Origin of the sequence: Variovorax sp. JS1663 (assembly GCF_002157355.1) — a bacterium.
Taxonomy (GTDB): domain Bacteria; phylum Pseudomonadota; class Gammaproteobacteria; order Burkholderiales; family Burkholderiaceae_C; genus Variovorax.
On the sequence record NZ_LYMK01000025.1, the window covers coordinates 82162 to 107263 of the forward strand.

The following is a 25102-nucleotide window of genomic DNA, read 5'->3' on the forward strand; positions in this document are numbered from 1 at the left end:
TGTAACGAACCTCGTACGGCGTACTAGTGGGGCTGGGCGGGTGCCGGCGGCGCTTCCGGCGCGGACGGCTCCGTCGCGACAGGGCGGGACGGCGGTTGGGGGCTCTTGCGGGCCTGGTTCAGCTGCCATCTCACCGCGAAGGCCTGCAGATCGGACAGCCGCTTCAGCAGGTCCTGGCCGCTGGGCGTGAGGCTGTAGCCGTCGCCGCCATGGCCGACCAGGCCGGCCTCGCGCAGTTCCTTGATGCGGGTGTTGAGGGTGTTGGGCGTGATCTGGCCCACGCTGTCCTGCAGCAGCCTGAAGGTCTGGGCATGGCCGTCGCGCAGTGCCCAGAGCACGCGCAGCGCATAGCGGCCTTCGAGGAGCGCGAGCAGTTGGCCGATTGCCGCGTTTTCCTTGCTGCTCATGGGACAGGGTCTCCTCTGGACGAGGGCGGCTGCCATGTCTCTGAATCCCCTGGCGGCGCCCGTTCTTGTGCTCGGCCCGGCCACCCGACCGGGTCGGGGACTATAGCCCAGAAGACGGCGTGCTACAAGTTTCATAGCTGGCCGCCGAGGCCAGCCGTGGGCTGCGGGAGGAGGCGGAAGCTCAGCCCGCGGGACGGCGCGCCATCGCTTCGCCGAGCCGGATCGCGCGCCCCGGCGCCCAGGCGGGGTTGAATTCCAGCGCCGGCTTGGGGAACAGCATCACGACGGTTGAGCCCAGCAGGAAGCGGCCCATTTCCTCGCCTTTCGACAGCACCACCTGTTTGTCGGCGTAGTGCCATTCGCGCAGTTCGCCGCTGCGCAGCGGATTGACCACGCCATGCCAGACGGTGGCCATGCTGCCGACGATGGTGGCGCCGACCAGGGCCAGCACGAAGGGCCCCTGCGCCGACTCGAAGACGCAGACCACCCGTTCATTGCGGGCAAACAGGCCCGGCACGCCGCGTGCGGTGACCGGGTTCACCGAGAACAGGTCGCCCGGCACGTAGATCATGCGCATCAGCCTTCCGTCGCAGGGCATGTGGATGCGGTGGTAGTCCCGGGGGCTCAGATAGAGGGTGGCGAAGCTGCCGTGCTCGAACTGCCCGGCCAGCGCCGCATCGCCGCCCACCAGCGCGGTGGTGCTGTAGCTGTGGCCCTTGGCCTGGATGATCTGGTCGCCTTCGATGGTGCCGAACTGGCTGATCGCACCGTCGACCGGGCAGACCAGGTCGGCCTGCGCGATCGGCCGCACGCCGGGTCGCAGTGCGCGGGTGAAGAAGTCGTTGAAGCTGCGGTAGCTTGCGATGTCGCTGTCCAGCGCCTCCGCCATGTCGACGCCGTACTTGGCGACGAAGCGCCGGATGATCCAGGTCGTGAGCGCCCCGCGCTCCCGGCCCGCCACCCAGCCGGCGAAATGGGTCAGTGCCTGCTTGGGGATCAGGTACTGGGGCAGGACGGCGAGGCGGTCGGACAAGTCGGGAGCTTCCGGAAAAGGAAGGCGATTCTAGCCAGCGCCCCTCTTGTCGCCTGCGGGACGGCGCCTACTCCGGCTTGATGTTGGCCGCCTTGATCACCTGCGCCCATTTCTCGACCTCGGCCTTCTGGAAGGCCGCGATCTGCGTGGTCGTCATGTCGGCCGGCTCCATGCCGAAGCCCTTGAGCTTGTCCTGCATGTCCGGCTGGGCCAGGATCTTGCGGATCTCGGTGTGCAGCCGGTCGATGACGGGGGCGGGCGTGCCGGCCGGCACGAAGATCGCCTGCCAGGACAGCACCTCGAAGTCCTTCAGGCCCGGCAGGCCGGATTCCGCCACCGTCGGCACGTCGGGCATCGAGGCCAGGCGCTTGGAGGAGCTCACCGCGATCGCGCGCAGCTTGCCGCTCTGGATGTGCGGGCCCGCCACCACCGTGGTGTCGAACATCATGTCGACCTGGCCGCCGATCACGTCCTGGATCGCCGGGCCGCTGCCCTTGTAGGGCACGTGCGTGAACTTCACGCCCGACCGGTAGGCCAGCAGCTCCAGCGTCAGGTGCTGCGAGGTGCCGGTGCCGGCCGAGGCCGACGACAGCCCGCCCGCCTTGGCGCGGCTGGCGTCCAGCACGTCCTTCAGCGTCTTGTAGGGGCTGGCCTGGTTCACCACCAGCACCACCGGGTTGGTGCCGATCAGCGTCACCGGCGAGAAGGACTTCTGCGGGTCGTAGCCGATCTTCGGATAGAGGCTGACGTTGATCGCGTGCGAGCTGATGGTGCCGCCCAGCATGGTGTAGCCGTCGGGTGCCGCGCGTGAGGCGATCTCCGAGCCCACGCTGCCGCCGGCGCCGCCCTTGTTGTCGATGACCACGCTGGTGCCCAGCACCGGGCCGAGCTTCTGCCCGATCAGGCGGCCCAGCACGTCGGTCGTGCCGCCGGCCGGGAAGGGCACGAGGTAGGTGATGGCCTTGCCCGTGGGCCACTGGCCCTGGGCGAAGGCGGGCAGGGCGGGGAGCCCGGCGGCCAGCGAGGCGATCGCGCTCTGGATCAGGGTGCGGCGTTGCATATCAATGTCTCCTTGAGGTTCGGTTGGGGACAGGGCTCGGGGACCGGCTCATGGGAACTCGACGATCTCGACCCAGTTCGCGTCACGGCTTGTCAGGGCATGTACTGCCCGCATAGGCGCGGGCCACGGCGGCGCCGATGCCGGTGCTGCCGCCGGTGACGAGCGCGATCCGGCCTTTCAGGTCTTCCATGCTTGTCGTCCTTTCAGGTCACGGGTGCGGGGTTGAACAGCACCAGCGCGTTGTGCAGCTTCCAGTGCTCGGCCCAGGTCTTCTTCCGGCCGCTGGCCACTTCGAGCATCAGGCGGAACAGCTCCCAGCCCACCTCCTCGATGCTGGCCTCGCCGTCGGCGATGCGCCCGGCGTTGACGTCCATCAGGTCGTGCCATCGCCGCGCGAGCTCGCTGCGCGTGGCGACCTTGATCACCGGCACCTGGGCCAACCCGTAGGGCGTGCCGCGGCCGGTGGTGAACACGTGCAGGTTGATGCCGGCCGCCAGCTGCAGCGTGCCGCAGATGAAATCCGAGGCCGGCGTCGCGGCGTAGAGCAGGCCCTTCTGCCGCGCCTTCTCGCCGGGCGCGACCACGCCCGAGATCGGCGAGCTGCCCGACTTCACGATCGAGCCCATCGCCTTCTCCACGATGTTGGAGAGCCCGCCCTTCTTGTTGCCCGGCGTGGTGTTGGCGCTGCGGTCCACGCGCCCGCGCTCCAGGTAGGCGTCGTACCAGGCCATCTCGCGGATCATGGCCTCGGCCACCTCGGGCGTGGTGGCGCGCGAGGTCAGCTGGTCGATACCGTCGCGCACCTCGGTGACCTCCGAGAACATCACGGTCGCGCCGGCGCGCACCAGCAGGTCGGTGCAGAAGCCCACGGCCGGATTGGCGGTGACGCCCGAGAAGGCATCGCTGCCGCCGCACTGCACGCCCACCACCAACTCGCTGGCCGGCACGGTCTCGCGCCGCCGGGCATTCAGGCGCTCCAGATGCTCCTCGGCCTGGCGCAGGATCGAATCGACCATCGACATGAAGCCCACGTGGGCCTCGTCCTGCAGGCAGACCACGTCGAGCTCGCTCTCGGCGCTGTCGCCCACGTCGGCGATGTTGCGCTCGTCCACCAGCGGGATGGTGCCGGGCGGCAGCAGCCGCTCGGGCTGCAGCTTCTCGCAGCCCAGGCTCACCACCATCACCTCGCCGCCGAAGTTGGGGTTCAGGCTGATGTTGCGCAGGGTGCGGATCGGCACCACCGCATCGGGCGCGTCGATGGCCACGCCGCAGCCGTAGCTGTGCTCGAGCGCCACCACGTCGTCCACGTTGGGAAAGCGCGGCAGCAGCTCGGCCTTGATGCGCTGCACCGCGAAGTCGGTGACGCCGGCCACGCACTGCACGGTCTGGGTGATGGCCAGGATGTTGCGCGTGCCAACCGAGCCGTCGGGATTGCGGTAGCCCTCGAAGGTGTAGCCCTCCAGCGGCGGCTGGGCGGGCGGCCTGACGGTGGCGATGGGCAGGCCTTCGAGTGCGCGCGCCTCGGGCATCTTCAGCAGGCGCTCGTGCACCCAGCTGCCGGCGGCGATGGGCCGGAGCGCATAGCCGATCACCACGTCGTAGCGCCGCACCTCGCCGCCCTCGGGGATCTCGACCAGCGCCACCTTGTGCGCCTGCGGCACCTTCTCGACCAGGGCCAGGCCCGAGGGGAAGACGGTGCCCGCGGGCAGGCCGCCCTCGTTGGCCACGATCGCGACGTTGTCGCGCTCGTGCATGGCGATGTAGAGGGGAGTGCTCATTTGGGTGCGGAGAAGAGGTCGGGCAGCCACAGCGAGAAGGCCGGCACGTAGGTCACCAGCATCAGGCACACCAGCAGCGCCCCGTAGAAGGGCCAGATCGACCGCATCACCTGCCCGACCGAGACACCCCCGATCGCGCAGCCGATGAACTGCGTGGTCCCGACCGGCGGCGTGTTCAACCCCAGCGCGCAGTTGATCAGCATCACGATGCCGAACTGCACCGGGCTCATGCCGAACTGCATCGCGATCGGCAGGAAGATCGGCGTGCAGATCAGGATGGTGGCCGCCATGTCCAGGAAAGTGCCCAGCAGAAACAGCAGCACGTTGATCATCAGGAAGATCACCCAGGGGCTGCTGGACACCGAGGTCATCAGCTCGCCGGTTTTCTGGGGCACCTCGTACAGCGCCATGAAGTAGCCGAAGGCCGAGGAGATGCCGATCAGCAGCAGCACCACGCCGGTGGTCTTGCAGGCCTTGGCGCAGGCCTTCAGGAAGTCGTGCCAGTTGAGCGAGCGGTACACCAGCACCGTCACGGCCAGGGCCCACAGCACGGCGGTGGCCGCCGATTCGGTGGCGGTGAACACCCCCGACAGGATGCCCACCAGGATGATCGCCACGATCAGCAGCCCCGGCAGCGCGCCGATGAAGGCCGCCAGCACCTCGCCCCAGCCGGGGAAGGCGCCGCGGGTCGGGTAGCCCCGCTTGACCGCGACGTAGTAGGCCGCCGCCAGGTTGCACAGCGTCAGGATCAGCGCGGGAATGAGGCCGGCCAGGATCAGGCTGAGCACGCTCACCGAGGCGATGCCGGTGGTGGCCAGCGTGAAGATGATGAGGTTGTGCGAGGTCGGCATCAGCGCGCCGACCAGCGCGGCATGCGTGGTCACGTTGACCGCATAGTCCGCGTCGTAGCCCTCCTTCTTCATCAGCGGGATCATCACCGAGCCCATGGCCGACACGTCCGCGACCGGCGAGCCCGCCACGCCGCCGAAGAGCGTGCAGCCCACGACGTTGCTCATGCCCAACCCGCCGCGCACGTGCCCCACCAGGCTGTTGGCAAAGCGCACGATGCGCTGGGCGATCCCGCCGTAGAGCATCAGCTCGCCGGCGAACACGAAGAAGGGGATGGCCAGGAAGGAGAAGATCTGCATGCCGCCGACCATCTTCTGGAACACCACCGCGGTCGGCAGGCCCGCATACCAGACCGTGGCCACGGAGGCCAGGCCGATCGAGAAGGCCACCGGCACGCCGAGGATGAGGAGCGCCGCGAAGGCGATGGTCAGGACTGTCAATTCCACGCTGGCACCACTTCCTCGCCGCGCAGCAGGGCGACGATATGTTCGATGGAGAAAAGCACGATGAGAATGCCGGCGACCACCAGCGCGAGATAGTCCGCGCCGACCGGGATGTGGAGCATCGGCTTCAGGTCGGTCCACTTGAGCGTGGTCCACATCCAGCCGCTCCAGATCATGATGGCCCCGAAGAACGCCACCAGGGCGTGAATCAGGATCTCGATCTTCAGGCGCATGCCTTCGGGCAGCAGGGACACGAGGGAATCGAGGCCGATGTGCCCCGCATCGCGCACGCCCACGGCCACGCCCAGCGCGGTGACGTACAGCACCAGCTGCAGGGCCAGGTCTTCGGCCCAGGTCGGCGTGTCGTTGAACACGTAGCGGCCGACCACCTGGTACTGCACGCACACGATGATGGCGATGAGCATCGCCACGGCCAGCATCAGGCTGTACTTGGAAAGAAAGGCGCAGAAGCGCGAATAGACATGGCGCGCGGGCGGACGATGCACGTCCTGCAGCTCGTGGAGCTGCAGCGGCGCGTCGTTCACGTCCGTGGCCGTCTCTGCCGGAGGAGCGGCGAGGGTCATGGAGGTCTCTTCAGGGTGATCCGGGTCCATCCCCGCGGCGCGCGGGGACGGGCCTCGGGCTTACTTCTGGCTGTCCTGCACCGCCTTGACCAGGCGCTGCAGGTCGGGCGTGTTGATGAACTTGGCATACACCGGGGCCATGGCCTGGCGGAAGGAGGCCTTGTCCACGTCCGACACGATGGTCGAGCCGGCCTTGGTCACCACCTCGAGCGACTTGGCTTCCTGCTCGTCCCACTTCTTGCGCTGGAAGGGCACCGAGTCCTTGGCCGCCTGGCGGAACAGTTCCTGGTCGGCCTTGGGCAGCTTGTCGTACACGGCCTTGGACATCACCAGCATCTCGGGCGCCATCGAGTGCTCGGTGCGCGAGTAGAACTTCACCGCCTCGTAATGCTTGAAGCCGTCGTACGAGGGGATGTTGTTCTCGGCGGCGTCGATCAGCCCGGTCTTGAGGGCCGTGTAGACCTCGCCGGCGGGCATGGGCGTCGGGTTGGCGCCCATGGCGCCGGCCAAGGCCACCCACAGGTCGGACTGCTGCACGCGGATCTTCAGGCCCTTGGTGTCGGCCACCGATTTCACCGCCTTCTTGGCGTAGATGGATCGTGCGCCGCTGTCGTAGAAAGCCAGGCCGACCAGGCCTTCATGCTCGCAACCCTTGAGGATCTCCTCGCCGACCGGGCCGTCCAGCGTCTTGCGCATGTGCTCGATGGAGCCGAACAGGAAGGGCATGGTGGGCACCAGCGTCTTCGGGCACATGGAGTTGAGCGCGCTGATGTTCACGCGGTTCATCTCCAGCGCGCCGATCTTCACCTGGTCCAGCGTCTCCTTCTCCGAGCCCAGCGCGCTCTTGTTGAAGACCTTGATCTTGTATTTGCCGTTGCTGCGCTTGTCGAGCAGCTCGCTCATGTGCTTGACGGCAGCCACGGTGGGGTAGTCGTCGCTGTTGTGCACGTCGGCCGAGCGGAACTCGACCGCATGCGCGGCCACGGCGCAGGCGCTCGCGGCGATCGCGATCAGGTGGCGGGCGTATTTCATTTGTCTTCCTCTTTGGTGGGTGGTTGAAATCGGATGGGGCGCCTGAAAGTCAGAACCGGCAGTCGGGCTCCGGCAGCCCCTTGACGCCCGGGCGCAGGGCGAACACGCCGCCGGCCAGCGGTTGGTCGGACAGGTCGCCGCCGGGACGGATGGAGGTCACGAAGAGCGTGTCGAGCCCGCTGCCGCCGAAGGCACACATGGCGGGCTTCTTTACCGGCACGGCCAGCGAGCGGTCGAGCTTTCCTTCGGGGGTGAAGCGGTGCACCAGTCCGGCGTCGTTGCCGCAGATCCAGTAGCAGCCCTCGGCGTCGACCGCGGCGCCGTCGGGACGGCCGGGCAGCGGCTTCATGTCGACGAACAGGCGCCGGTGGTGGGGCGTGCCGGTGTCGATGTCGTAGTCGAAGGCCCAGATCGCCTGCACGCCGGGGTGCGAGTCCGACAGGTACATGGTGCGGCCGTCGGGGCTGAAGGCCATGCCGTTGGGCACGATCATCCGGTCGAAATGCACGCGCAGCGCCGCTTCGGCGTTGACGTCGCTCTGGTAGCGGTAGACCCGGCCCACCTCGCGTGCCGCCGCCATGTCCATCAGCATGGTGCCGGCCCAGAAGCGGCCCTGGCGATCGCAGCGCCCGTCGTTGAAGCGCATGCCCGGCTGTTCGTGGGCCGCGTGCGCCAGCCGCGTGGCTGCCAGGCGGCCGTCCTCGCGGGTGGCGATGGCGAACAAGCCGCTTTCCATGCCGGCGATCCACTGGCCCGGATGGTCGGCGCGCGGCGCGATGCAGGCGAGCATCTCGTCGCCGGTCCAGGCCTGGTGGGCGCCGGTGGTCGGGTCGATGCGATGCAGCTGGCGGGCAGGAATGTCCACCCAGTAGAGGGCCTGTTCCTGCGCGCTCCACACCGGGCTCTCGCCCGTGCCGCAGCGCGCGTCGAGGATGAGTTCGGCTTGCATGTCCCAGGGGCGCGGCAAGCGCGTCAGTCGCCGAAAGGCCCCTGGGCGGTGAAGGCCCCGCCCTGGTAGATGGCGTTGGGGTCGGTCGGCGCCACCGGTGGCTGGGCCTCGATCTTGGCGCGGAAGACCTCGGATGTGTCCTGCGGCACGAAGCCCAGGTGTGCGGCCGCGCTGTTGTCCCACCACAGGTCTCGGTTGGCGGAGGCGCCGAAGACGACCGTGTGCTTCACGCCGGGTGTGAAGAGCGACTTCTCGATCAGCGAGGTGAGGTCGCGGTAGCTGAGCCAGGTGCTCATCATGCGGCGGTTGGCCGGCTCCGGGAACGAAGAGCCGATGCGGATGCTGACGGTCTCGATGCCCCAGCGGTCGAAATAGAACTGCGCCACGTCCTCGCCGAAGGACTTCGACAGGCCGTAGTAGCCGTCGGGCCGGCGCGCGGCATGCGCGTCGATGGTCTCGCTCTGCTTGTAGAAGCCGATCACGTGGTTGGAGCTGGCGAAGACGACCCGCTTCACCCCGTGGCGGCGCGCGCCTTCATAGAGATGGAAGACGCCCTTGATGTTGGCTTCGAGGATCTCTTCGAAGGGCCGCTCCACCGAGACGCCGCCCAGGTGCACGATCGCGTCGCAGCCGGCGACCAGGGCATCGACCGCGGCCTTGTCGGCGAGGTCGCAGGGCAGCACTTCCTCGTGTGCACCCGTGGCGGGCGGCAGTGCCGCGATGTCGGAAACGCGCAGGGTCCGGGCGTAGGGGCGCAGGCTTTCGCGCAGAACCTTGCCGAGGCCGCCGGCGGCGCCGGTCAGCAGCAGGCGGTTCAGCGGCTGGACCGAAGACGTGGAAGAAGCGGGTGCACTCATGTGTCTCTGGATTTGAAGATGTCGTAAGTTATCGGTTGTCGTACAACGCTCGGTTGATTATCATCACCGCATGTCGAGCGTGTCAACGGGGTCAACCTCAGCCGCCGAAGCCCTGGCGCCGGCGGCTGCGCCGCGCCGTCGCGCCCGCGGCCTGGCGCATGGCCTGGTGGACGACCTCGGCGAGAAGATCCGCAGCCAGCAACTGCGCCCGGGGGACAAGCTGCCCACCGAGTCGGCCATCATGCAGGCCTACGGCGTGAGCCGCACCGTGGTGCGCGAGGCGCTGTCCAAGCTGCAGGCCGCGGGCCTGGTCGAAACCCACCACGGCATCGGCACCTTCGTGCTGCAGCCGCGCGCAGCAGGCATGTTCAGGCTGGAGGCCTCGGAGATCGCCGCCACGGTCGACGTGCTGGCCGTGCTGGAACTGCGCATCAGCCTCGAGACCGAGTCGGCCGGCCTGGCCGCCACCCGCCGGACCGAGGGGCATCTCGCGGCGATGCGCGAAGCGCTCGACGACTTCGAGCGCAACGTGGCGGTGGCAGGGGACACCGTGGCACCGGATTTCCGCTTCCACCTGCAGATCGCGCAGGCCACCGGCAACCCCTATTTCGCGGACATCATGAGCCACCTGGGCACCACGATCATCCCGCGCACGCGCATCCCTGCCATCCGCAACCAGGACCGGCGCGGCGAGTACCTCAGCCGCGTCAACCGCGAGCACGAGGAGATCTACGCCGCCATCGCGCGGCGCGATCCGGAATCGGCCCGTGCGGCGATGCGCATCCACCTGACCAACAGCCGCGAGCGGCTGCGGCTGGCGCAGGAGGCGGCGCAGCGCGAGGCGGGTGCCGCGGCGCCGGCCGCTTAGGAATCCGGCGGCCCTCGGGCGGGTGGGTGCGAGTCGTCTTTTTTTGCTGGACATGCTGTTGCCCAAGTTGTACGATGACTGATAACTTAAATACAACCAGAAGCACCCCAGAACGTGCCGCCTTCGGCACTTTTCATCCATTCCTTCAGGAGACACTGGACATGAGCCTCCATCGACGCGATCTCGTGCTCGGCGCCATGGGCGCCGGCCTGCTCGCCGCAGCACCCGCCCGGGCCGCAGACGCCTGGCCCGCCAAGCCCATCCGCATCGTGGTGCCGTACCCGCCGGGCGGCTCCTCCGACATCATCGCCCGCGCCATCAGCCAGCCGCTGTCGGAAGCGCTCAAGCAATCGGTGATCGTGGAGAACCGCGCCGGCGCCAACGGCAACCTCGGCGCCGAGCTGGTCTCGCGCGCGCCCGGCGACGGCTACACGCTGCTGCTGTGCGACGTGGGTGCGCTGGCCATCAGCCCCTCGGTCTACACCAAGCTGTCCTTCGACCCATCGAAGGACCTGCGCGGCGTGACCATGCTGGCCTACTCGCCGCACCTGCTGGTGGTGCATCCCTCGGTGCCGGCGAACAACCTCAAGGAGCTGATCGCGCTGTCGAAGAAGTCCGACCTCAACTTCGCCGTCACCGCCACCGGCAGCGCACCGCACCTCGCGGGTGTGGCGCTGGAGCGCGCCAGTGGCGCGCGCTGGCAGTACGTGCCCTACAAGGGCGGCGTGCAGGCCATCCAGGACACGGTCGGTGGCCAGACCCAGGTGCTGATGAACGGCATGCTCGCCACGCTGCCCCACGTGCAGAGCGGCAAGCTCAAGGTGCTGGGTGTGTCCAAGCCGACGCGCATGCCGCTGATCGGCGACGTGCCGACCATCGCCGAGCAGGGCGTGCCGGGCTTCGACTCGGGTACCTGGCAGGGCGTGCTGGCGCCGCGCGGCACGCCCGACGCGGTGATCCAGCGCCTCAACAAGGAGCTGGTCTCGATCATCCGCTCGGCCGACATCCGCTCGCGCATGGCGGGGCAGGGCGCCGAGGTCGTGACCATGACGCCGGCCGAGCAGGAGCAGTTCTTCAACAAGGAGCGCGCGCGCTGGGCCAAGGTGGTCGACGCCGCCCAGATCAAGCTGGATTGAGCGTCCTTTTTTGTTTCCCTACCCACACCACCGCACCCGCATGAATCCGCAAGAACTCAAATCCATCATGGGCTCCGGCCTGCTGTCCTTCCCGCTGACGGACTTCGACGCCGAGGGCAACTTCGACAGGAAGGGCTACATCGAGCGCCTGGAGTGGCTGGCCCCCTATGGCGCCAGCGCGTTGTTCGCCGCCGGCGGCACCGGCGAGTTCTTCTCGCTCACCGCCGACGAGTACCCCGGCATCATCGAGACGGCGGTGCAGACCTGCCGCGGCAAGGTGCCGATCATCGCCGGCGCGGGCGGTCCCACGCGCTTCGCGATCCAGTGCGCGCAGGCGGCCGAGAAGGCCGGCGCGCACGGCATCCTGCTGCTGCCGCACTACCTGACCGAGGCCGGACAGGAAGGCCTGGCCGCGCACGTGGAGGCGGTCTGCAGGAGCGTGAAGTTCGGCGTCATCGTCTACAACCGCGGCCAGAGCAGGCTCTACCCCGACACGCTCGCGCGCCTGGCCGAGCGCTGCCCGAACCTGGTGGGCTTCAAGGACGGCATCGGCGACATCGAGCTCATGAGCTCGATCTACCTGAAGATGGGCGACCGCTTCGCCTACCTGGGCGGCCTGCCCACGGCCGAGGTCTACGCGGCCGCGTACAAGGCGCTCGGCACGCCGGTGTATTCCTCGGCCGTCTTCAACTTCATCCCGAAGACCGCGATGCAGTTCTACGAGGCCGTGCGCACCGACGACACCGCCACGCAGCATCGTCTGCTGAAGGACTTCTTCATGCCCTACCTGGCCATCCGCAACAAGGGCCATGGCTATGCGGTGAGCATCGTGAAGGCAGGCGCGAAGATCGTCGGCCACGACGCCGGTCCGGTGCGCACGCCGCTGACCGAGCTCAAGCCCGACGAGTACGCGGCGCTGGCGCGGCTCATCGAGACCCTGGGCCCGCAATAGGCGCGCAGCGGGCGTAGAGTCCATGGTGCGCAGGGGTCGCTCGAGCGGCCCCTTCTTCTTTTGCTACATCTTTTTTCTCCCGAGGACCCGGCCATGCAGAACTTCGACAACCTGATCAACGGCGACTGGCGCCCCGGCGCGAGCTACAGCCCCAACATCAACCCCAGCAACCTGGAAGACGTGCTGGGCCACTACGCCCAGGGCGATGCCGCCCAGGTCGACGAAGCCGTGGCCGCCGCCACCGCCGCCTTCCCCGCCTGGTCCACCGGCAGCGTGCAGGCGCGCTCCGACGCGCTGGACAAGATCGGCAACGAGATCCTCGCGCGCAAGGAAGAGCTGGGCACCCTGCTCGCCCGCGAGGAGGGCAAGACCCGCGCCGAAGGCATCGGCGAAGCCACCCGCGCCGGCCACATCTTCAAGTTCTTCGCCGGCGAGTGCCTGCGCCTGTCGGGCGAACTCATTCCTTCGGTGCGCCCCGGCATCGGCGTCGAGATCACGCGCGAGCCGGTCGGCGTGGTGGGTCTCATCACCCCCTGGAACTTCCCCATCGCCATCCCGGCCTGGAAGATCGCCCCGGCGCTGGCCTTCGGCAATTGCGTGGTCCTCAAGCCCGCCGACCTGGTGCCCGGCTGCGCCTGGGCGCTGGCCGAGATCATCAGCCGCTCGGGCATCCCGGCGGGCGTGTTCAACCTGGTGATGGGCCGCGGCAGCGTGATCGGCAATGCGCTGGTCGACCATCCCGGCATCCATGCCATCAGCTTCACCGGCTCGGTCGGCGTCGGCCGCAACATCGCCGTGCAGTGCGCGACGAAGGGCAAGAAGGTGCAGCTGGAGATGGGCGGCAAGAACCCGCAGGTCGTGCTCGACGACGCCGACCTGAACCAGGCGGTGGAGCTCAGCGTGCAGAGCGCCTTCTACTCCACCGGCCAGCGCTGCACGGCGTCGAGCCGGCTGATCGTGACCGAGGGCATCTACCCGAAGTTCATCGAGGCGATGAAGGCCCGCATGGCGAAGATCAAGGTCGGTGATGCACTGGCGCAGGGCACCGACGTCGGGCCGGTGTCGAGCGAGAGCCAGCTGCGCCAGGACCTGGACTACATCGAGATCGGGCAGGGCGAAGGCGCCACGCTGGCGGCCGGCGGCGAGCGGCTCAGGCTGGCCACCGAGGGCTACTACATGTCGCCGGCGCTGTTCAGCGAGTCGGTGGCGGGGATGCGCATCAACAAGGAAGAGATCTTCGGGCCGGTGGCCAGCGTGATCCGGGTGAAGAACTACGAGGAGGCGCTGGCCACCGCCAACGACACGGAGTTCGGGCTGTCGGCGGGGATCGCGACCACGTCGCTGAAGTACGCGACGCACTTCAAGCGGCACTCGCAGGCGGGGATGGTGATGGTGAACCTGCCCACCGCCGGCGTGGACTACCACGTGCCCTTCGGCGGGCGCAAGGGGTCGAGCTACGGGCCCAGGGAGCAGGGGCGCTATGCGCAGGAGTTCTTCACCGTGGTGAAGACGGCCTATACGCTTTCGTGACCTGATCCGGGGGGACCGATCACGACGCCTTCGCAGGGCGCCAGGACCAGCGTCCCTCCCTCGATCGGCCTGGCGCGCGCGGGGTCCGTCGATGCCAGCACGATCGATCCGGCCGGCCACAAGGCGGGCGACACGGCTGTCGCGCTGGTGCCGAAGTTCAACAGCACGACCAGCCGTTGCCCCTCGTACCGGCGCGCGTACGCCAGCACGTCCGTCTCGCTCTGCAGCGCCTCGTAGTCGCCCCGGTTCAGCGCCGGCTGCGCGCGGCGCAGCGCGATGAGCCGCCGGTAGAGCGTCAGCATGGAGGCGGCATCGCCCGCCTGCGATTCGACGTTGTGCGAAGGCCAGTCGCTCGCCAGGCGCAGCCACGGCGTGCCGGTGGTGAAGCCGGCCTGCGGCGCGCCGCTCCACTGCATCGGCGTTCGCTCCGGATCGCGGCCCCGGCCTTCGCCCGGTGCATTCTTCTCGATCGGGTCCTGCACTTCCTCTGGCGGGATGGCGACGTCGGTCATGCCGATCTCGTCGCCGTAGTAGAGCGTGGGGGTGCCGCGCAGCGTGAGCAGCAGCATCGCCGCCAGCCGCGCCATCTGCGGGCCGACGCGGCTCGCGATCCGGGGCTTGTCATGGTTGCCCAGCACCCAGTTCGGCGCGGCGCCGGCGGGCAGGGCGGTTTCGTAGTCGCGCACCAGCTGGTCGATGTGCCGGGCCTGCCAGGACGCCCCGATCAGCTGGAAGTTGAAGGGCAACTGGACCCCTTCGAGCACGCCGTCGGCGTTCAGCCCGTAATAGGCGACCATGCGCGCGAGCGACAGGTAGAGCTCGCCGATCAGCACGCGCGAGGACGTCGCATCGTTGAAGGCGTTGACCACGTGCCGCATCTGCGCCATGACCTGCTGCATCTCCGGCTGGTCCGTGTTGTGGAGCAGCAGCCAGGGTTGCGCGGGTTCCTGGCCGGCGACGAAGGCCGGGTTCGGCGGGTTGTCGCGGAACTGCGCGTCCTTGACGAGGTCGGAGAGCACGTCGACGCGAAAGCCGTCCACGCCGCGCCGCAGCCAGAAGCGCAGCACCTCGTGCATCGCGGCGCGCACCTCGGGGTTGCGCCAGTTGAGGTCGGGCTGTTCCTTCAGGAACGAATGGCAGTAGTACTGGCCGGTGGCGGGATCGAGCGTCCAGGCCGGGCCGCCGAAGTTGCTGAGCCAATTGTTGGGCGGACCGCCGTCCGGCGCCGGGTCGCGCCACAGGTACCAGTCGCGCCGCGGGTCATCGCGCGCGCTGCGGCTCTGCAGAAACCAGGGATGCCGGTCGGACGTGTGGTTGGGCACGAAGTCCAGGACCAGCTTGAGTCCCCGCGCATGGGCCTCGCCCACCAGGGCATCGAAGCCGGCCAGCGTGCCGAAGCACGGATCGATGTCGCAATGGTCGGAAATGTCGTACCCGAAATCCGCCATCGGTGACGGATAGATCGGCGAGATCCAGACGGCATCGACACCGAGCGCGACCAGATGGTCGAGCCGCGCGCGGATGCCGTCGAGGTCGCCGATGCCGTCGCCGTTGCTGTCCTGAAACGACCGCGGGTAGATCTGATAGAAGATTCCGTGCCGCCACCAGTCGTCTGCCGACATCCGCATCCTTTCAACACAGTTCGATGGTCTGGCGCAGCAACCCCGTCGGCTCGGCGCTCGGCCCTACGAGGATCTCCGCCTCGCCTGCCTCGAACAAGGTCTGCAGGTCCGGCCCGAGGTGGCGCAGATCGACCGCCGGCAGTTCCAGCTTCACCGTGCCGGCCTCGCCGGGCTTCAATCGCAGCTTCGCGTAACCCTTGAGCTCCAGCAGCGGGCGGGTGATGCGGCTGAGCTTGTGGCGAACGAACAGGAAGACGGTCTCTTCGGCCTCGCGCGCGCCGACGTTGCGCAGGCTGACGCTGATTTGCAGCAGGTCCTGCTCGCGCAGGCGCCGCGGCTCGACCTGGAGCGCGTCGTAGTCGAACCGCCCGTAAGTCAAGCCGTGACCGAAGTCATAGAGCGGCGTGTTGGCCACGTCCAGGTACTTGCTCGTGAAGTGGTCGGCGGGATTCATCGGCCGGCCGGTGGGCCGCTGGCCGAAAAAGATCGGCACCTGCCCGAGGGCGCGCGGCCAGCTCATCGGCGTGCGACCGCTGGGCGACACCCGCCCCGTCACCACGTCGGCAATCCCGTGGCCGGCCTCGACGCCGAGGAACCACGCAGCCAGCAGCGCATCGACATGCTCGGACAGCCAGGGCACGACGAGCGGGCGGCCCGAAAACAAGACCGCGACAACGGGAATGCCGAGCGCACGGGCACGGGCCACCACCGCTTCGGCCAGCGCCTGCTGCCGCCCCGGCAGCACGGGCGCGGCGCGGCTTGCCGCCTCGCCGCTCATCGTGGCGCGTTCGCCCAGGCACAGCACGACCGCGTCGGCGCCGTCGCACAGCGCGACCGCTGCATCGATGCCGCTGTCGTCACCGCCCTCGACGGCCACCCCGGCTGCATGGCGGATGTCGGCCTGCGGCAGCGCGGCGCGCAGGCCGGCCAGCACGCTGACGGCCGGTTCGTGCTCGCCGGCCCCCCACCACGGGCCCTTCATCTCGGTGCTGGCGTCGGCCAGCGGGCCGATGACGCAGAGCGCCTTGGCCGCCGCGGGCAAGGGGAGGGCGTCGCTCTCGTTCTTCAGCATGACGATGGCCTTGCCCGCGACCTCGCGCGACAGCGCGTGCCGCTCGGCGATCGCGGCCGGGGTCTCCGCTGTCGTGCCGCGGCGGTAAGGGTCATCGAACAGGCCGAGCTGCTCCTTGAAAAGCAACACGCGGCGTACGCTCGCGTCGATCTCCTCGATCGTCACCCGGCCCTGCTCGAGCGCGATCGGCAGGCCCTTGCGGTACGCGTCGGCCATCATGTCGATGTCGACGCCGGCCTTCAGTGCCAGCACCGCGGCATCGGCGAGGTCGGCGGCCACGCCGTGCTTGATCAGCTCCGCGATCGCGTTGTAGTCGCTGACGATGACGCCGTCGAACCCCATCTCGCCGCGCAGCCAGTCGCGCAGCAAGGGGATGTGCGCCGTCATCGGCACGCCGTTGAGATCGGTGAAGGCGGGCATCAGCGTCGCGACGCCGGCCCGGACCGCGGCCGCGAAGCCCGGCAGATGGACTTCGCGCAAGGTGCGCTCGGAGATGTCGACGGCGGCGTACTCCCGCCCCGCGTTGACGCCGCCGTATGCGACGAAATGCTTCGCGCAGGCGGCCAGCGAATCGGCCGAGGACAGGTCGGCCCCCTGGAACCCGCGCACCTTGGCCTGCGCGATGCGCGCGTTGAGCCAGGCGTCTTCGCCCGGGCCTTCCGCGGTGCGGCCCCAGCGGGGATCGCGCGACACGTCGAGCATCGGCGCGAAGGTCATCGCCAGACCGTCGGCCGCGCCTTCGCGCGCGGCCTCGCGCGCCGTGCGCTCCCAGAGGCCTTCGTCGAAGAGGCCGGCCTCCGCGAGCGGGATCGGGAAGAGCGTGCGATGGCCATGGATGATGTCCAGGCCGATGAGCAGCGGAATGCCGAGCCGTGACTTCTCGACGGCCAGCCGCTGCATCTCGTGCGTGGGGCCGGGGCCGACCATGTTCAGCAGATTGCCGACGGTGCCGTCGATGATGGACTGCGTGGAGTCCCCGGCGAGCACCGGTCCTGTGATCGTGTAGCTGGAGGCAACCATCGTCAGCTGGCCCAGCTTTTCGGCCAGCGTCATCCGGGCCATGAGGGTATCGATGCGACTGCTCATCAGGATTTCGAATGGAACCCAAGGGGGTCTAATGATGGCATGCTGCGGGGGGCCGTCGGCCGTGTCGTGCCGACGGCCCGGTGAAACCAAACGTGACACCCTGGACGACAACGAAAGGAGCGCGCGTGTTGAAGGATGACAGGAACCCGAAGGCCCTGGCGGCCCTGCCCGATGAGGCTTTGATCGAGGCCGTGCAGCGCCAGACCTTCCGCTATTTCTGGGACGGTGCGGATGCCGCCAGCGGCCTGGCGCTCGACCGCCGCACGCTGGTCGGCGCCACGGGCCAGGACCTGGCCGACCCCAGGGTCGCGATCGGCGGCACGGGCTTCGGCATCATGGCCATGATCGTTGCGGTGGAGCGCGGCTGGATCACACGCGACGCCGCGCTGGAGCGCCTGGCCCGCATGCTCGAAGCGCTGAAGCGCGCCCAGCGCTACCACGGCACCTTCCCGCACTTCATGGACGGGGCGAGCGGCGCGACGATCCCGATGAGCCCCAAGGACGACGCAGGTGACCTGGTCGAGACCTCCTTCCTCTGCATGGGCCTGCTGTGTGCGCGCCAGTACTTCAGCGAGGACACGGCCGCCGCGCGCCGGCTGCGCGACGACGCCAACACGCTGTGGCACGAGGTCGAATGGAACTGGTTCACCCAGGGCGGGCAGGACGTGCTGTATTGGCACTGGAGCCCGAACCACGGCTGGGCCATGAACCATCAGATCCACGGCTGGAACGAGTGCCTCATCACCTACTTCCTGGCAGCCGCCGCGCCGCGCCATGCGATCGACCCGCGGGTCTACCACCGTGGCTACGCTTCCGGGCCCGACTTCATCAACGGCAGGCAGTACTACGGCATCGACATGCCGCTGGGCTCGGCGTACGGCGGGCCGCTGTTCTTCACGCACTATTCTTTCCTGGGCCTCGATCCGCACGGCCTGAAAGACCGCTACGCGGACTACTGGGACCTCAACACCCGCCACGTGCGCATCAACCGTGCGCACTGCATCGCCAATCCCAAGGGCTACGCGGGTTACGGCGAATCGTGCTGGGGCCTCACTGCCAGCGACGACCCCGACGGCTATCTCGCGCACGACCCGAGCAACGACAACGGCACCATCTCGCCGACGGCCGCGGTGGCCAGCCTGCCCTATGCGCCCGCCGAGGTGATGCAGGTGCTGCGGCACCTCCTGACCGCGCACGGCACGAAGGTGTGGAAGGACTACGGCTTCGTCGATGCCTTCAACGAAAGCCGCAACTGGTTCGCGGAGACCTACCTGGCCATCGACCAAGGCCCGATCGTCGTGATGATGGAGAACCATCGAACGGGCCTGTTGTGGAAGCTGTTCATGAGCGTGCCCGAAGTGCAGGAAGGTCTGCGCCGGCTCGACTTCAGCACGCCGTATCTGGCGCAAACAGACGCATGACTTCGAGCGCGGCGAGCCTCGAGCCGTGGCTCGAAACACAGCTGAGGCGATCGGCGAGCGCGATGCTGACCAGCATCTCGCCGCTGTCGATCGTCAAGCATCGGGGAGGCTTCGGCCAGACCGTGCGGCCTGTCGCGGGATCCATCGTCGCCTCGCCCGTGCTCGGCAACTACGACCCGGATCCGGACTATTTTTTCCATTGGTTCCGTGACTCCGCCGTCGTCATCGACGCGCTGCGCCTGCTCCACATCGACAGGCGCATCGGCGACGAGGCCCTGCGGCACCTGCGCGACTTCACCCGATTCAGCCTGGCCTTGAACCGCCTCGACGGCCGCGTGGATGCCGCGGTGCCGGGCCGCGCGCAGCGCGTGGAACCGGGGCTGCTTCAATACCTGCGCGAGGATCACGATCTGGCGCGCGCCCACGGCGATGCCGTCGTCGGCGAGACGCGGGTCAACCCCGACGGCACGCTCGACATCCTGCGATGGGCGCGCCCGCAGCATGATGGGCCGCCGCTGCGCGCGCTGGCGCTGCTGCGCTGGGTGGCCGGCGGGCAGCTCGATGCATCGCTGCTGGCCGACGTTTCCGAGCTGATCCGCTTCGACCTCCACTTCACGCTGCGGCACTGGCGAGAACCTTCCTTCGACATCTGGGAAGAAGAAAGCGGACATCACTACTACACGCTGCGCGTTTCGGCCGCCGCGCTGGCCGAAGGCGCCACCTGGCTGCAGGGTGGAGGCGACACGGTGCAGGCGCAGCAGTGCCGCGAGGCGTCGCAGGCCGTGCTGCGATGGCTCGACGACTACTGGGTGGATGAAGGCACGGACGAACACGGCGCGCCGAAAGGCTACTACCGCTCGCGCGTGCTGGAGGGCGGCAAGCCGAGCCCGAAGGCGCTGGACATCGCGGTGATCCTCTCGGCGATCCACGGCGTCGGCGCCGAGGCCCTGCACGGCCCGGCCGATCCACGCATGCAGGCCACGCTGGCGCGCCTCGACGCGTTGTTCGATGCGGCCTATCCGATCAACCACGGCCGCCCCCCGGGCCGCGGCACGGCGATGGGCCGCTACGCCGGCGACGTGTACTGCTCGGGCGGCGCCTACTACTTCTCGACGCTCGGCGCCGCCGAATTCTGCTTCCGCGCAGCGGCGCTGGGCGGCGACGAGGCGCGCTCCTGGTTCGATCGCGGCGATGCCTACCTTGCCACCGTGCGCGCCTACACGCCGGTCACCGGCGACCTGTCGGAGCAGTTCGATCAGCGAAGCGGCGCGCAGACCTCGGCGAAGCACCTGGCCTGGAGCTACGCCGCCTTCATTTCGAGTGTCCGGGCACGCCGCATCGCGGCCGAAAGCCAGGCACCGCGGGGGTGATGGACGCATCGACGCCGAGCCATGCCGAACCGGGGTTGAAGACCGGTGTCTTCCGCCAGGTGGGCGAACTGCTTGGCGCCTTGCGCAGGTCCACCGTCGGCAAGACGCTCGTCGCGCTGGCGGCCGGCATCGTCGTGGTGGTCGCGCTCACGGCCTATGGGCAGATCGAGCTCAACAGCTGGAACAAGCCCTTCTACGACGCGATCTCGCGCCGCGACCTGGGTGACTTCATCGACCAGCTCGTCATCTTCGCGGTGATCGCGGGCGTGCTGCTGGTCCTGAACGTGGCGCAGCGGTGGCTGACCGAGACCTTGCAGCTCAGGTTGCGCGAAGCGCTGGTGACCGACCTGGTGGGGTTGTGGCTGCTGCCGCGCCGGGCCTTCTGGCTCCAGGGCAGCGGCCCCATGGGCGCGCATCCGGACCAGCGCATGCACGACGACACGCTGAAGCTGTGCGACCTGTCGATCACGCTCGGCGTGGGCCTGCTGCAGGCGGCGATGCTGTTCGGCAGCTTCGCGGGCGTGCTGTGGGTGCTGTCGAAGGACTTCAGCTTCTTCTACGACGGCCAGGACCATCCCGTGCCGGGCTTCATGCTGTGGGCTGCGATTCTTTATGCGGTCGCCGGCTCGCTGATGACCTACTGGATCGGCAAGGGGCTGATCCCGCGCAACGCCGAGCGCTACGCGCGCGAAGGCGAAATGCGCTTCTCGCTGACCCGCATCAACGAGCATCTCGACGGCATCTCGTTGGCCGGCGGCGAAGCCGACGAGAAGCGCCGCGTGGCCTTGCACCTCGGCGAGGTGCTGCGCGCCACGTCGCGCGTGGTGCTCGGCCTCACCAACCTGACCTGGGTCACGGCCGGTTTCGGCTGGGTCACCGTCATCGCGCCGATCCTGGTGGCAGCACCGCTCTACTTCTCTGGCAAGGTGTCCTTCGGCGGCCTGATGATGGCTGCCGCCGCCTTCACACAGGCGCAGTCGTCGCTGCGCTGGTTCGTCGACAACTTCAGCGCCATCGCCGACTGGCGCGCCACGCTGCTGCGCGTGGCCGGATTGCGCCAGGTGCTGGCCTCCGACCTGGAGGCGCAGCAGAGCGGCAGCCGTATCGGCTACGCGGAGAGCGAGGCCGGCACGCTCGAGATCGAGGCGCTCGAAGTCCGTTCCTGGACCGGCCACGATCGCCTGGATACGCCCGACCTCGTCGTGCATGCCGGCCAGCGCCTGTTGATCCTCGGCGCGCCGGGAACCGAGAAGACGCTGCTGTTCCGGGCGCTCGCGGGGCTCTGGCCGTGGGGCTCCGGCACCGTGCGCCGGCCGCACGGCGAGACGATCCACTTCATGCCGCGCGGCACGCCTTACCTGCCGCGGGGTACGCTGGCAGAAGCGCTGACCTACGCGATGGAGTCCGAGAGCTACCCGAGGGAGGCCATGGTGGACGCGCTGGCCAGCGTGGGCCTGCAGCGGCTGGCGCCCTTGCTGGACAAGACGGGCCGCTGGGAACGCGAGCTCAGCATGGACGAGCAGCTGCGGCTGGGCTTCGCCCGCGTGGTGCTGCAGACGCCACCCTGGCTGGTGATGGACGAAGCCTTCGGGGCCTTCGACGACGACACGCTCGCGCTCATCATCGAGGTGTTGAACGGCAGGCTCGCGCAGACCGGCATCGTCCACATCGGCTCGGCGGGCGAGGCGCACGATCGGCTGTTCACCCAAGTGGCGCGCCTGGTCAAGGTGCCGGAACCGGAGGAGGACTTGCAGCCATGAGCCGCAGGGCCGCTCCCAAGGCGAATGCCGTAGCCGAAGGCGGAGGTACTTCAGTGGGCCTTCTCGCGCGCCGCGCCCTCCTGCTGCTGGTGCTGGCACTGCCCGCCTGGGCCTGGGCGCAGAACTTCGGCTTCAAGCCGCCGAGCGATCCCGACGATGTCGCCGCCGTGGAGGTGATGCGCGACCTGGCGCAGCGCATCGTGCCGGTCTACCGCGACAGCGACACCGACGTCTTCCTCGCCAACCTGACGGCCCTGCAGATGGTGAGCGGTACCTACCGCGCGGCCAACGACAGCAACAGGTCGCTGCGCAGCCGCTACCAGGGCAAGCCCTTCAACGGGCCGGTCGAGCGCGCCATCGTCGACGGCATCTATGCGAATGCGCGGGCGATCGAGACGAACGAGCGCATGGGCTTCCCCAAGGCCTTCGCGCGCTCGTTCCAGGAGCTGGTTGCGCCGCTCGACAACGTGCAGGCTGCGGCCGTCATGGCGCAGCTCGAGATCTCCCCGGCCTCGCTGAAGGAGCCGTTGCGGCGTGAGTTCGATCGCTGGCGCGCCAGGGGCAGCGTGCCGCAGGTCGACGCCATCGAGCTCGTGCGCACCTGGCTCGCCTACGACGCCCGCCGGGCCTACAACGTGCTGCTGCCCGAGCTGATCGCAGCGGAGAACCGCATCCGCTACGTGGCAGAGGACGACGTGCGGATTCGCGTGCGCGGGGGTGTCATCCATGCCCGCTTCGTCCGGCCGGGCCGCGCCACGGGCCCCTTGCCGGCGGTGCTGCGCTTCACGCTCGACCCCGCCGAGGACGATGCGCACCGCAGCGCCGTCAAGGGCTACGTCGGCGTCACCGCGTACGTGCGGGGACGCACACCCGACGGCAAAGGCGCCGTGCGGCCCTTCGTTCGCGATGGCGAGGACGCCGCGGCCGTCATCGACTGGATCGCCAGGCAGCCATGGAGCGACGGCCGCGTTGCCATGCTCGGCGACGGCTACTCGGGCTTCGCCGCCTGGGCTGCCGCACGCCGCAAGCCGGCGGCCCTCAAGGCCATCGCCACCACCGCGCCGATGGCACCGGGCATCGACTTCCCGATGGCCGGCCAGATCTACCGCAACGCCATGGTCCGCTGGGTGCAGGAGCACGCGATGGCCGGCGTCGTGCGGACCGAAGGCGATGCCGCCGGCGGCGCCGGTGCCGACGCGCGCTGGCAAGCGCTCGACGAGCGCTGGTACCGCGGCCGCCGGCCTTACTGGGACATCGACCGCGTGCTGGTGGGCAAGCGCAACCGGGTGGTCCGGAGCTGGCTGACGCACCCCAGCCACGATCGCTTCTGGCGCAAGTTCCTGCCGGCGCCGAAGCAGTTCGCGCAGATCGACATTCCGGTGCTCAACATTGCCGGCTACTACGGTGCCGAGGCCGGCGCGCTGTACTACCACCAGGCGCATCACCGCCACCGGCCGGAAGCAGACACGACGCTGCTGCTGGGCCCCTACGACGCGGACTCGATCCGGCTCGGCACCGCGGCGCAACTGCGTGGCTACACGCTGGACCCGGCCGCGCGCGTCGATCTGCCCGAGCTGCGCTACCAATGGCTCGACCATGTTCTGCGGGGCGCGAAGAAGCCCGCATTGCTGCAGGATCGCGTCAACTACCAGGTGATGGGCGCCGACCGGTGGCGGCACGTGCCCTCGCTCGATGCGCCGGACCGCACGAGGATGCGCCTCTACCTCGACCCGCGCGAACAGGACGGTGCGCACCGGCTGGCGCCATCGCAGTCCGAGCCAGGCCGCAGCGCGCGGCTCTCGATCGATCTGGCCGATCGCCGTGATGGGCAGGTCCCGTGGCCGGACTCGCTGCGCTCGAAGCAACTGCCGATGCGCAACAGCATCCGCTTCGTCAGTGACCCGCTCGCCACGGAGACCGAGATCGACGGCATCCTGCGCGGCGTGTTCGACATCACGCCCTCACGGCAGGACGTGGACCTCAACGTCTCGCTCTACGAGCAGACCGCCAGCGGCGACTACCAGTTGCTGTTCGAGCCCTACGACTTCCGCGCCAGCTATGCCGGCCATCGCACGCATCGCCGGCTTCTTCGCGCCGGCGAGCGCCAGTTGCTGCCGTTCACGGTGGAGCGCGCGACCGCCCGCAAGCTGGCGGCGGGCAGCCGCATCGTGCTGGTGATCGGCATCAACAAGCGGCCCGACCGGCAGATCAACTACGGCAGCGGCAAGGACGTCAACTCGGAGACCATCGCCGATGCGAAGCGGCCCATGCGCGTGCGCTGGCACGAGCGCAGCCACGTCGAACTTCAGGCCGGCAAGCCGTGATTCGGCCCCCGCCGCGAGCGTCCGGCATCAGGGGGAGGGCGCCGGGCGCGCATCGAAGGCAGAATCCGCGGTTCAGCTTCACAAACAAGAGGCCCCCATGACCGACCTGTCCGCCTACACCATCACGAAGAAGTGGCCCGCCGCGCACCCGGACCGCCTGCAGCTCTACTCGCTGCCCACGCCCAACGGTGTGAAGATCTCGATCATGCTGGAGGAGACCGGCCTGCCCTACGAGCCCCACCTGGTCAGCTTCGAGACCCACGACCAGATGTCGCCCGAGTTCCTCTCGCTCAACCCCAACAACAAGATCCCGGCGATCCTCGATCCTCAGGGGCCCGGCGGCAAGCCGCTGGCCTTGTTCGAATCGGGCGCGATCCTGGTCTACCTCGCCGACAAGACCGGGCAGCTGATGCCCGCCGATCCCGCCGCCCGCTACGAGACCCTGCAGTGGCTGATGTTCCAGATGGGCGGCATCGGCCCGATGTTCGGCCAGGTCGGTTTCTTCCACAAGTTCGCCGGCAAGTACTACGACGACAAGCGTCCGCGCGACCGCTACGTGGCCGAGTCCCGGCGCCTGCTCCACGTGCTGGAGACGAGGCTGGCGGGCCGCGACTGGATCATGGGCGACGACTACACGATCGCCGACATCGCCACCTTCCCCTGGGTGCGCAACCTGGTCGGCTTCTACGAGGCGGCCGAGCTGGTGGAGTTCGAGGCCTTCCCGCATGTGCGGCGGGCGCTCGAGGCCTTCGTGGCGCGTCCTGCGGTGGCGCGGGGGCTGGGTATCCCGAGCCGCACTCCCGCTGCCGCCTGAAAGGGCGATGGCGGCTGGAGCAGCACCGCGCTCCTCGCAGGAACGCCGCCAACGGCACTTCACTTCCAATTGGCGGCAAACACCGGTGCCAGGCTGTTCTGGTAGCCCGGCAGCAGCGTTGTCTGCCCCGCCGACGGTGGGGCGAAGCTGGCCAT

Annotated in this window: 20 protein-coding genes; 9 read left to right on the forward strand and 11 right to left on the reverse strand. The window is 68.8% G+C overall.

Annotated elements, in window-relative coordinates; all coding sequences use genetic code 11:
• Positions 1-23: 23 nt before the first annotated feature.
• The 9 genes from A8M77_RS20655 to A8M77_RS20695 all read right to left on the reverse strand — a co-directional run bounded on the left by A8M77_RS20655 (position 24) and on the right by A8M77_RS20695 (position 8992).
• Entirely contained in the window at positions 24-407 is a 384-nt protein-coding gene (locus A8M77_RS20655) for a winged helix-turn-helix transcriptional regulator (RefSeq protein WP_086923389.1), read from the reverse strand.
• A 181-nt stretch (positions 408-588) separates the two neighbouring features.
• Positions 589-1440, reverse strand: a complete 852-nt coding sequence (asd, locus tag A8M77_RS20660; RefSeq protein WP_086923390.1) for an archaetidylserine decarboxylase — start codon at positions 1438-1440, stop codon at positions 589-591.
• A 67-nt stretch (positions 1441-1507) separates the two neighbouring features.
• Entirely contained in the window at positions 1508-2500 is a 993-nt protein-coding gene (locus A8M77_RS20665; protein WP_086923391.1) for a Bug family tripartite tricarboxylate transporter substrate binding protein, read from the reverse strand.
• Between the two features lie 203 nt (positions 2501-2703).
• A complete protein-coding gene (gene garD / locus A8M77_RS20670) occupies positions 2704-4278 on the reverse strand; it encodes a galactarate dehydratase (RefSeq protein WP_086923392.1) in 1575 nt (524 codons plus the stop codon).
• Positions 4275-5573: a TRAP transporter large permease gene (locus tag A8M77_RS20675; RefSeq protein ID WP_086923393.1), complete on the reverse strand. Its 1299-nt coding sequence runs from the start codon at positions 5571-5573 to the stop codon at positions 4275-4277. The genes garD and A8M77_RS20675 overlap by 4 nt, the downstream gene beginning before the upstream one ends.
• On the reverse strand, positions 5564-6010 hold the full coding sequence (locus A8M77_RS20680) for a TRAP transporter small permease (RefSeq protein ID WP_238136902.1): 447 nt from the start codon (positions 6008-6010) through the stop codon (positions 5564-5566). The genes A8M77_RS20675 and A8M77_RS20680 overlap by 10 nt, the downstream gene beginning before the upstream one ends.
• A gap of 204 nt (positions 6011-6214) precedes the next feature.
• A complete protein-coding gene (locus tag A8M77_RS20685) occupies positions 6215-7186 on the reverse strand; it encodes a TRAP transporter substrate-binding protein (protein WP_086923395.1) in 972 nt (323 codons plus the stop codon).
• A 49-nt stretch (positions 7187-7235) separates the two neighbouring features.
• Positions 7236-8135, reverse strand: coding sequence for an SMP-30/gluconolactonase/LRE family protein (locus A8M77_RS20690; protein ID WP_086923396.1), 900 nt, complete (start codon positions 8133-8135; stop codon positions 7236-7238).
• Between the two features lie 23 nt (positions 8136-8158).
• Positions 8159-8992 carry an NAD-dependent epimerase/dehydratase family protein gene (locus tag A8M77_RS20695; RefSeq protein ID WP_086923397.1) on the reverse strand — a complete coding sequence of 278 codons (834 nt, stop codon included), beginning with the start codon at positions 8990-8992 and terminating at the stop codon, positions 8159-8161.
• A 70-nt stretch (positions 8993-9062) separates the two neighbouring features.
• Between A8M77_RS20695 and A8M77_RS20700 the strand changes: the two genes are divergently transcribed.
• The 4 genes from A8M77_RS20700 (at position 9063) to A8M77_RS20715 (ending at position 13478) form a co-directional block, all read left to right on the forward strand.
• Complete coding sequence (locus tag A8M77_RS20700) at positions 9063-9860, forward strand: FadR/GntR family transcriptional regulator (RefSeq protein WP_086923398.1); 798 nt, start codon at positions 9063-9065, stop codon at positions 9858-9860.
• 161 nt (positions 9861-10021) lie between these two features.
• Positions 10022-10996: a Bug family tripartite tricarboxylate transporter substrate binding protein gene (locus tag A8M77_RS20705; RefSeq protein WP_086923399.1), complete on the forward strand. Its 975-nt coding sequence runs from the start codon at positions 10022-10024 to the stop codon at positions 10994-10996.
• 40 nt (positions 10997-11036) lie between these two features.
• Positions 11037-11948: a 5-dehydro-4-deoxyglucarate dehydratase gene (gene kdgD / locus A8M77_RS20710; RefSeq protein WP_086923412.1), complete on the forward strand. Its 912-nt coding sequence runs from the start codon at positions 11037-11039 to the stop codon at positions 11946-11948.
• 93 nt (positions 11949-12041) lie between these two features.
• Positions 12042-13478 carry an aldehyde dehydrogenase family protein gene (locus A8M77_RS20715; protein ID WP_086923400.1) on the forward strand — a complete coding sequence of 479 codons (1437 nt, stop codon included), beginning with the start codon at positions 12042-12044 and terminating at the stop codon, positions 13476-13478.
• Here A8M77_RS20715 and A8M77_RS20720 read toward each other — a convergent pair.
• Both A8M77_RS20720 and A8M77_RS20725 read right to left on the reverse strand, forming a co-directional pair.
• Entirely contained in the window at positions 13463-15100 is a 1638-nt protein-coding gene (locus A8M77_RS20720) for an alpha-amylase family glycosyl hydrolase (RefSeq protein WP_086923401.1), read from the reverse strand. The two genes, A8M77_RS20715 and A8M77_RS20720, sit on opposite strands and share 16 nt — an antisense overlap.
• A 10-nt stretch (positions 15101-15110) precedes the next feature.
• A complete protein-coding gene (locus A8M77_RS20725; RefSeq protein ID WP_086923402.1) occupies positions 15111-17258 on the reverse strand; it encodes a glycoside hydrolase family 3 N-terminal domain-containing protein in 2148 nt (715 codons plus the stop codon).
• 128 nt (positions 17259-17386) lie between these two features.
• Here A8M77_RS20725 and A8M77_RS20730 point away from each other — a divergent pair, with 128 nt between their 5' ends.
• From A8M77_RS20730 to A8M77_RS20750, 5 genes are all read left to right on the forward strand, one after another.
• Positions 17387-18679, forward strand: coding sequence for a glucoamylase family protein (locus A8M77_RS20730; protein ID WP_443271943.1), 1293 nt, complete (start codon positions 17387-17389; stop codon positions 18677-18679).
• Between the two features lie 62 nt (positions 18680-18741).
• Positions 18742-20049, forward strand: a complete 1308-nt coding sequence (locus A8M77_RS20735; RefSeq protein ID WP_238136900.1) for a glycoside hydrolase family 15 protein — start codon at positions 18742-18744, stop codon at positions 20047-20049.
• Positions 20049-21809, forward strand: coding sequence for an ABC transporter ATP-binding protein/permease (locus tag A8M77_RS20740; protein WP_086923405.1), 1761 nt, complete (start codon positions 20049-20051; stop codon positions 21807-21809). The genes A8M77_RS20735 and A8M77_RS20740 overlap by 1 nt, the downstream gene beginning before the upstream one ends.
• Positions 21806-24133, forward strand: a complete 2328-nt coding sequence (locus A8M77_RS20745) for a CocE/NonD family hydrolase (RefSeq protein ID WP_086923406.1) — start codon at positions 21806-21808, stop codon at positions 24131-24133. The genes A8M77_RS20740 and A8M77_RS20745 overlap by 4 nt, the downstream gene beginning before the upstream one ends.
• A 97-nt stretch (positions 24134-24230) precedes the next feature.
• A complete protein-coding gene (locus tag A8M77_RS20750) occupies positions 24231-24947 on the forward strand; it encodes a glutathione binding-like protein (protein ID WP_086923407.1) in 717 nt (238 codons plus the stop codon).
• Positions 24948-25102 lie beyond the last annotated feature (155 nt).

Excerpts from the sequence above, each read along its gene's own strand:
- A8M77_RS20655 (WP_086923389.1), bottom strand. The coding sequence starts at position 407 with ATGAGCAGCAAGGAAAACGCGGCAATCGGCCAACTGCTCGCGCTCCTC.
- A8M77_RS20665 (WP_086923391.1), bottom strand. The coding sequence starts at position 2,500 with ATGCAACGCCGCACCCTGATCCAGAGCGCGATCGCCTCGCTGGCCGCC.
- garD (WP_086923392.1), bottom strand. The coding sequence starts at position 4,278 with ATGAGCACTCCCCTCTACATCGCCATGCACGAGCGCGACAACGTCGCG.
- A8M77_RS20680 (WP_238136902.1), bottom strand. The coding sequence starts at position 6,010 with ATGCTGGCCGTGGCGATGCTCATCGCCATCATCGTGTGCGTGCAGTAC.
- A8M77_RS20685 (WP_086923395.1), bottom strand. The coding sequence starts at position 7,186 with ATGAAATACGCCCGCCACCTGATCGCGATCGCCGCGAGCGCCTGCGCC.
- A8M77_RS20690 (WP_086923396.1), bottom strand. The coding sequence starts at position 8,135 with ATGCAAGCCGAACTCATCCTCGACGCGCGCTGCGGCACGGGCGAGAGC.
- A8M77_RS20695 (WP_086923397.1), bottom strand. The coding sequence starts at position 8,992 with ATGAGTGCACCCGCTTCTTCCACGTCTTCGGTCCAGCCGCTGAACCGC.
- A8M77_RS20700 (WP_086923398.1), top strand. The coding sequence starts at position 9,063 with ATGTCGAGCGTGTCAACGGGGTCAACCTCAGCCGCCGAAGCCCTGGCG.
- A8M77_RS20705 (WP_086923399.1), top strand. The coding sequence starts at position 10,022 with ATGAGCCTCCATCGACGCGATCTCGTGCTCGGCGCCATGGGCGCCGGC.
- kdgD (WP_086923412.1), top strand. The coding sequence starts at position 11,037 with ATGAATCCGCAAGAACTCAAATCCATCATGGGCTCCGGCCTGCTGTCC.
- A8M77_RS20715 (WP_086923400.1), top strand. The coding sequence starts at position 12,042 with ATGCAGAACTTCGACAACCTGATCAACGGCGACTGGCGCCCCGGCGCG.
- A8M77_RS20720 (WP_086923401.1), bottom strand. The coding sequence starts at position 15,100 with ATGTCGGCAGACGACTGGTGGCGGCACGGAATCTTCTATCAGATCTAC.
- A8M77_RS20725 (WP_086923402.1), bottom strand. The coding sequence starts at position 17,258 with ATGAGCAGTCGCATCGATACCCTCATGGCCCGGATGACGCTGGCCGAA.
- A8M77_RS20735 (WP_238136900.1), top strand. The coding sequence starts at position 18,742 with ATGCTGACCAGCATCTCGCCGCTGTCGATCGTCAAGCATCGGGGAGGC.
- A8M77_RS20740 (WP_086923405.1), top strand. The coding sequence starts at position 20,049 with ATGGACGCATCGACGCCGAGCCATGCCGAACCGGGGTTGAAGACCGGT.
- A8M77_RS20745 (WP_086923406.1), top strand. The coding sequence starts at position 21,806 with ATGAGCCGCAGGGCCGCTCCCAAGGCGAATGCCGTAGCCGAAGGCGGA.
- A8M77_RS20750 (WP_086923407.1), top strand. The coding sequence starts at position 24,231 with ATGACCGACCTGTCCGCCTACACCATCACGAAGAAGTGGCCCGCCGCG.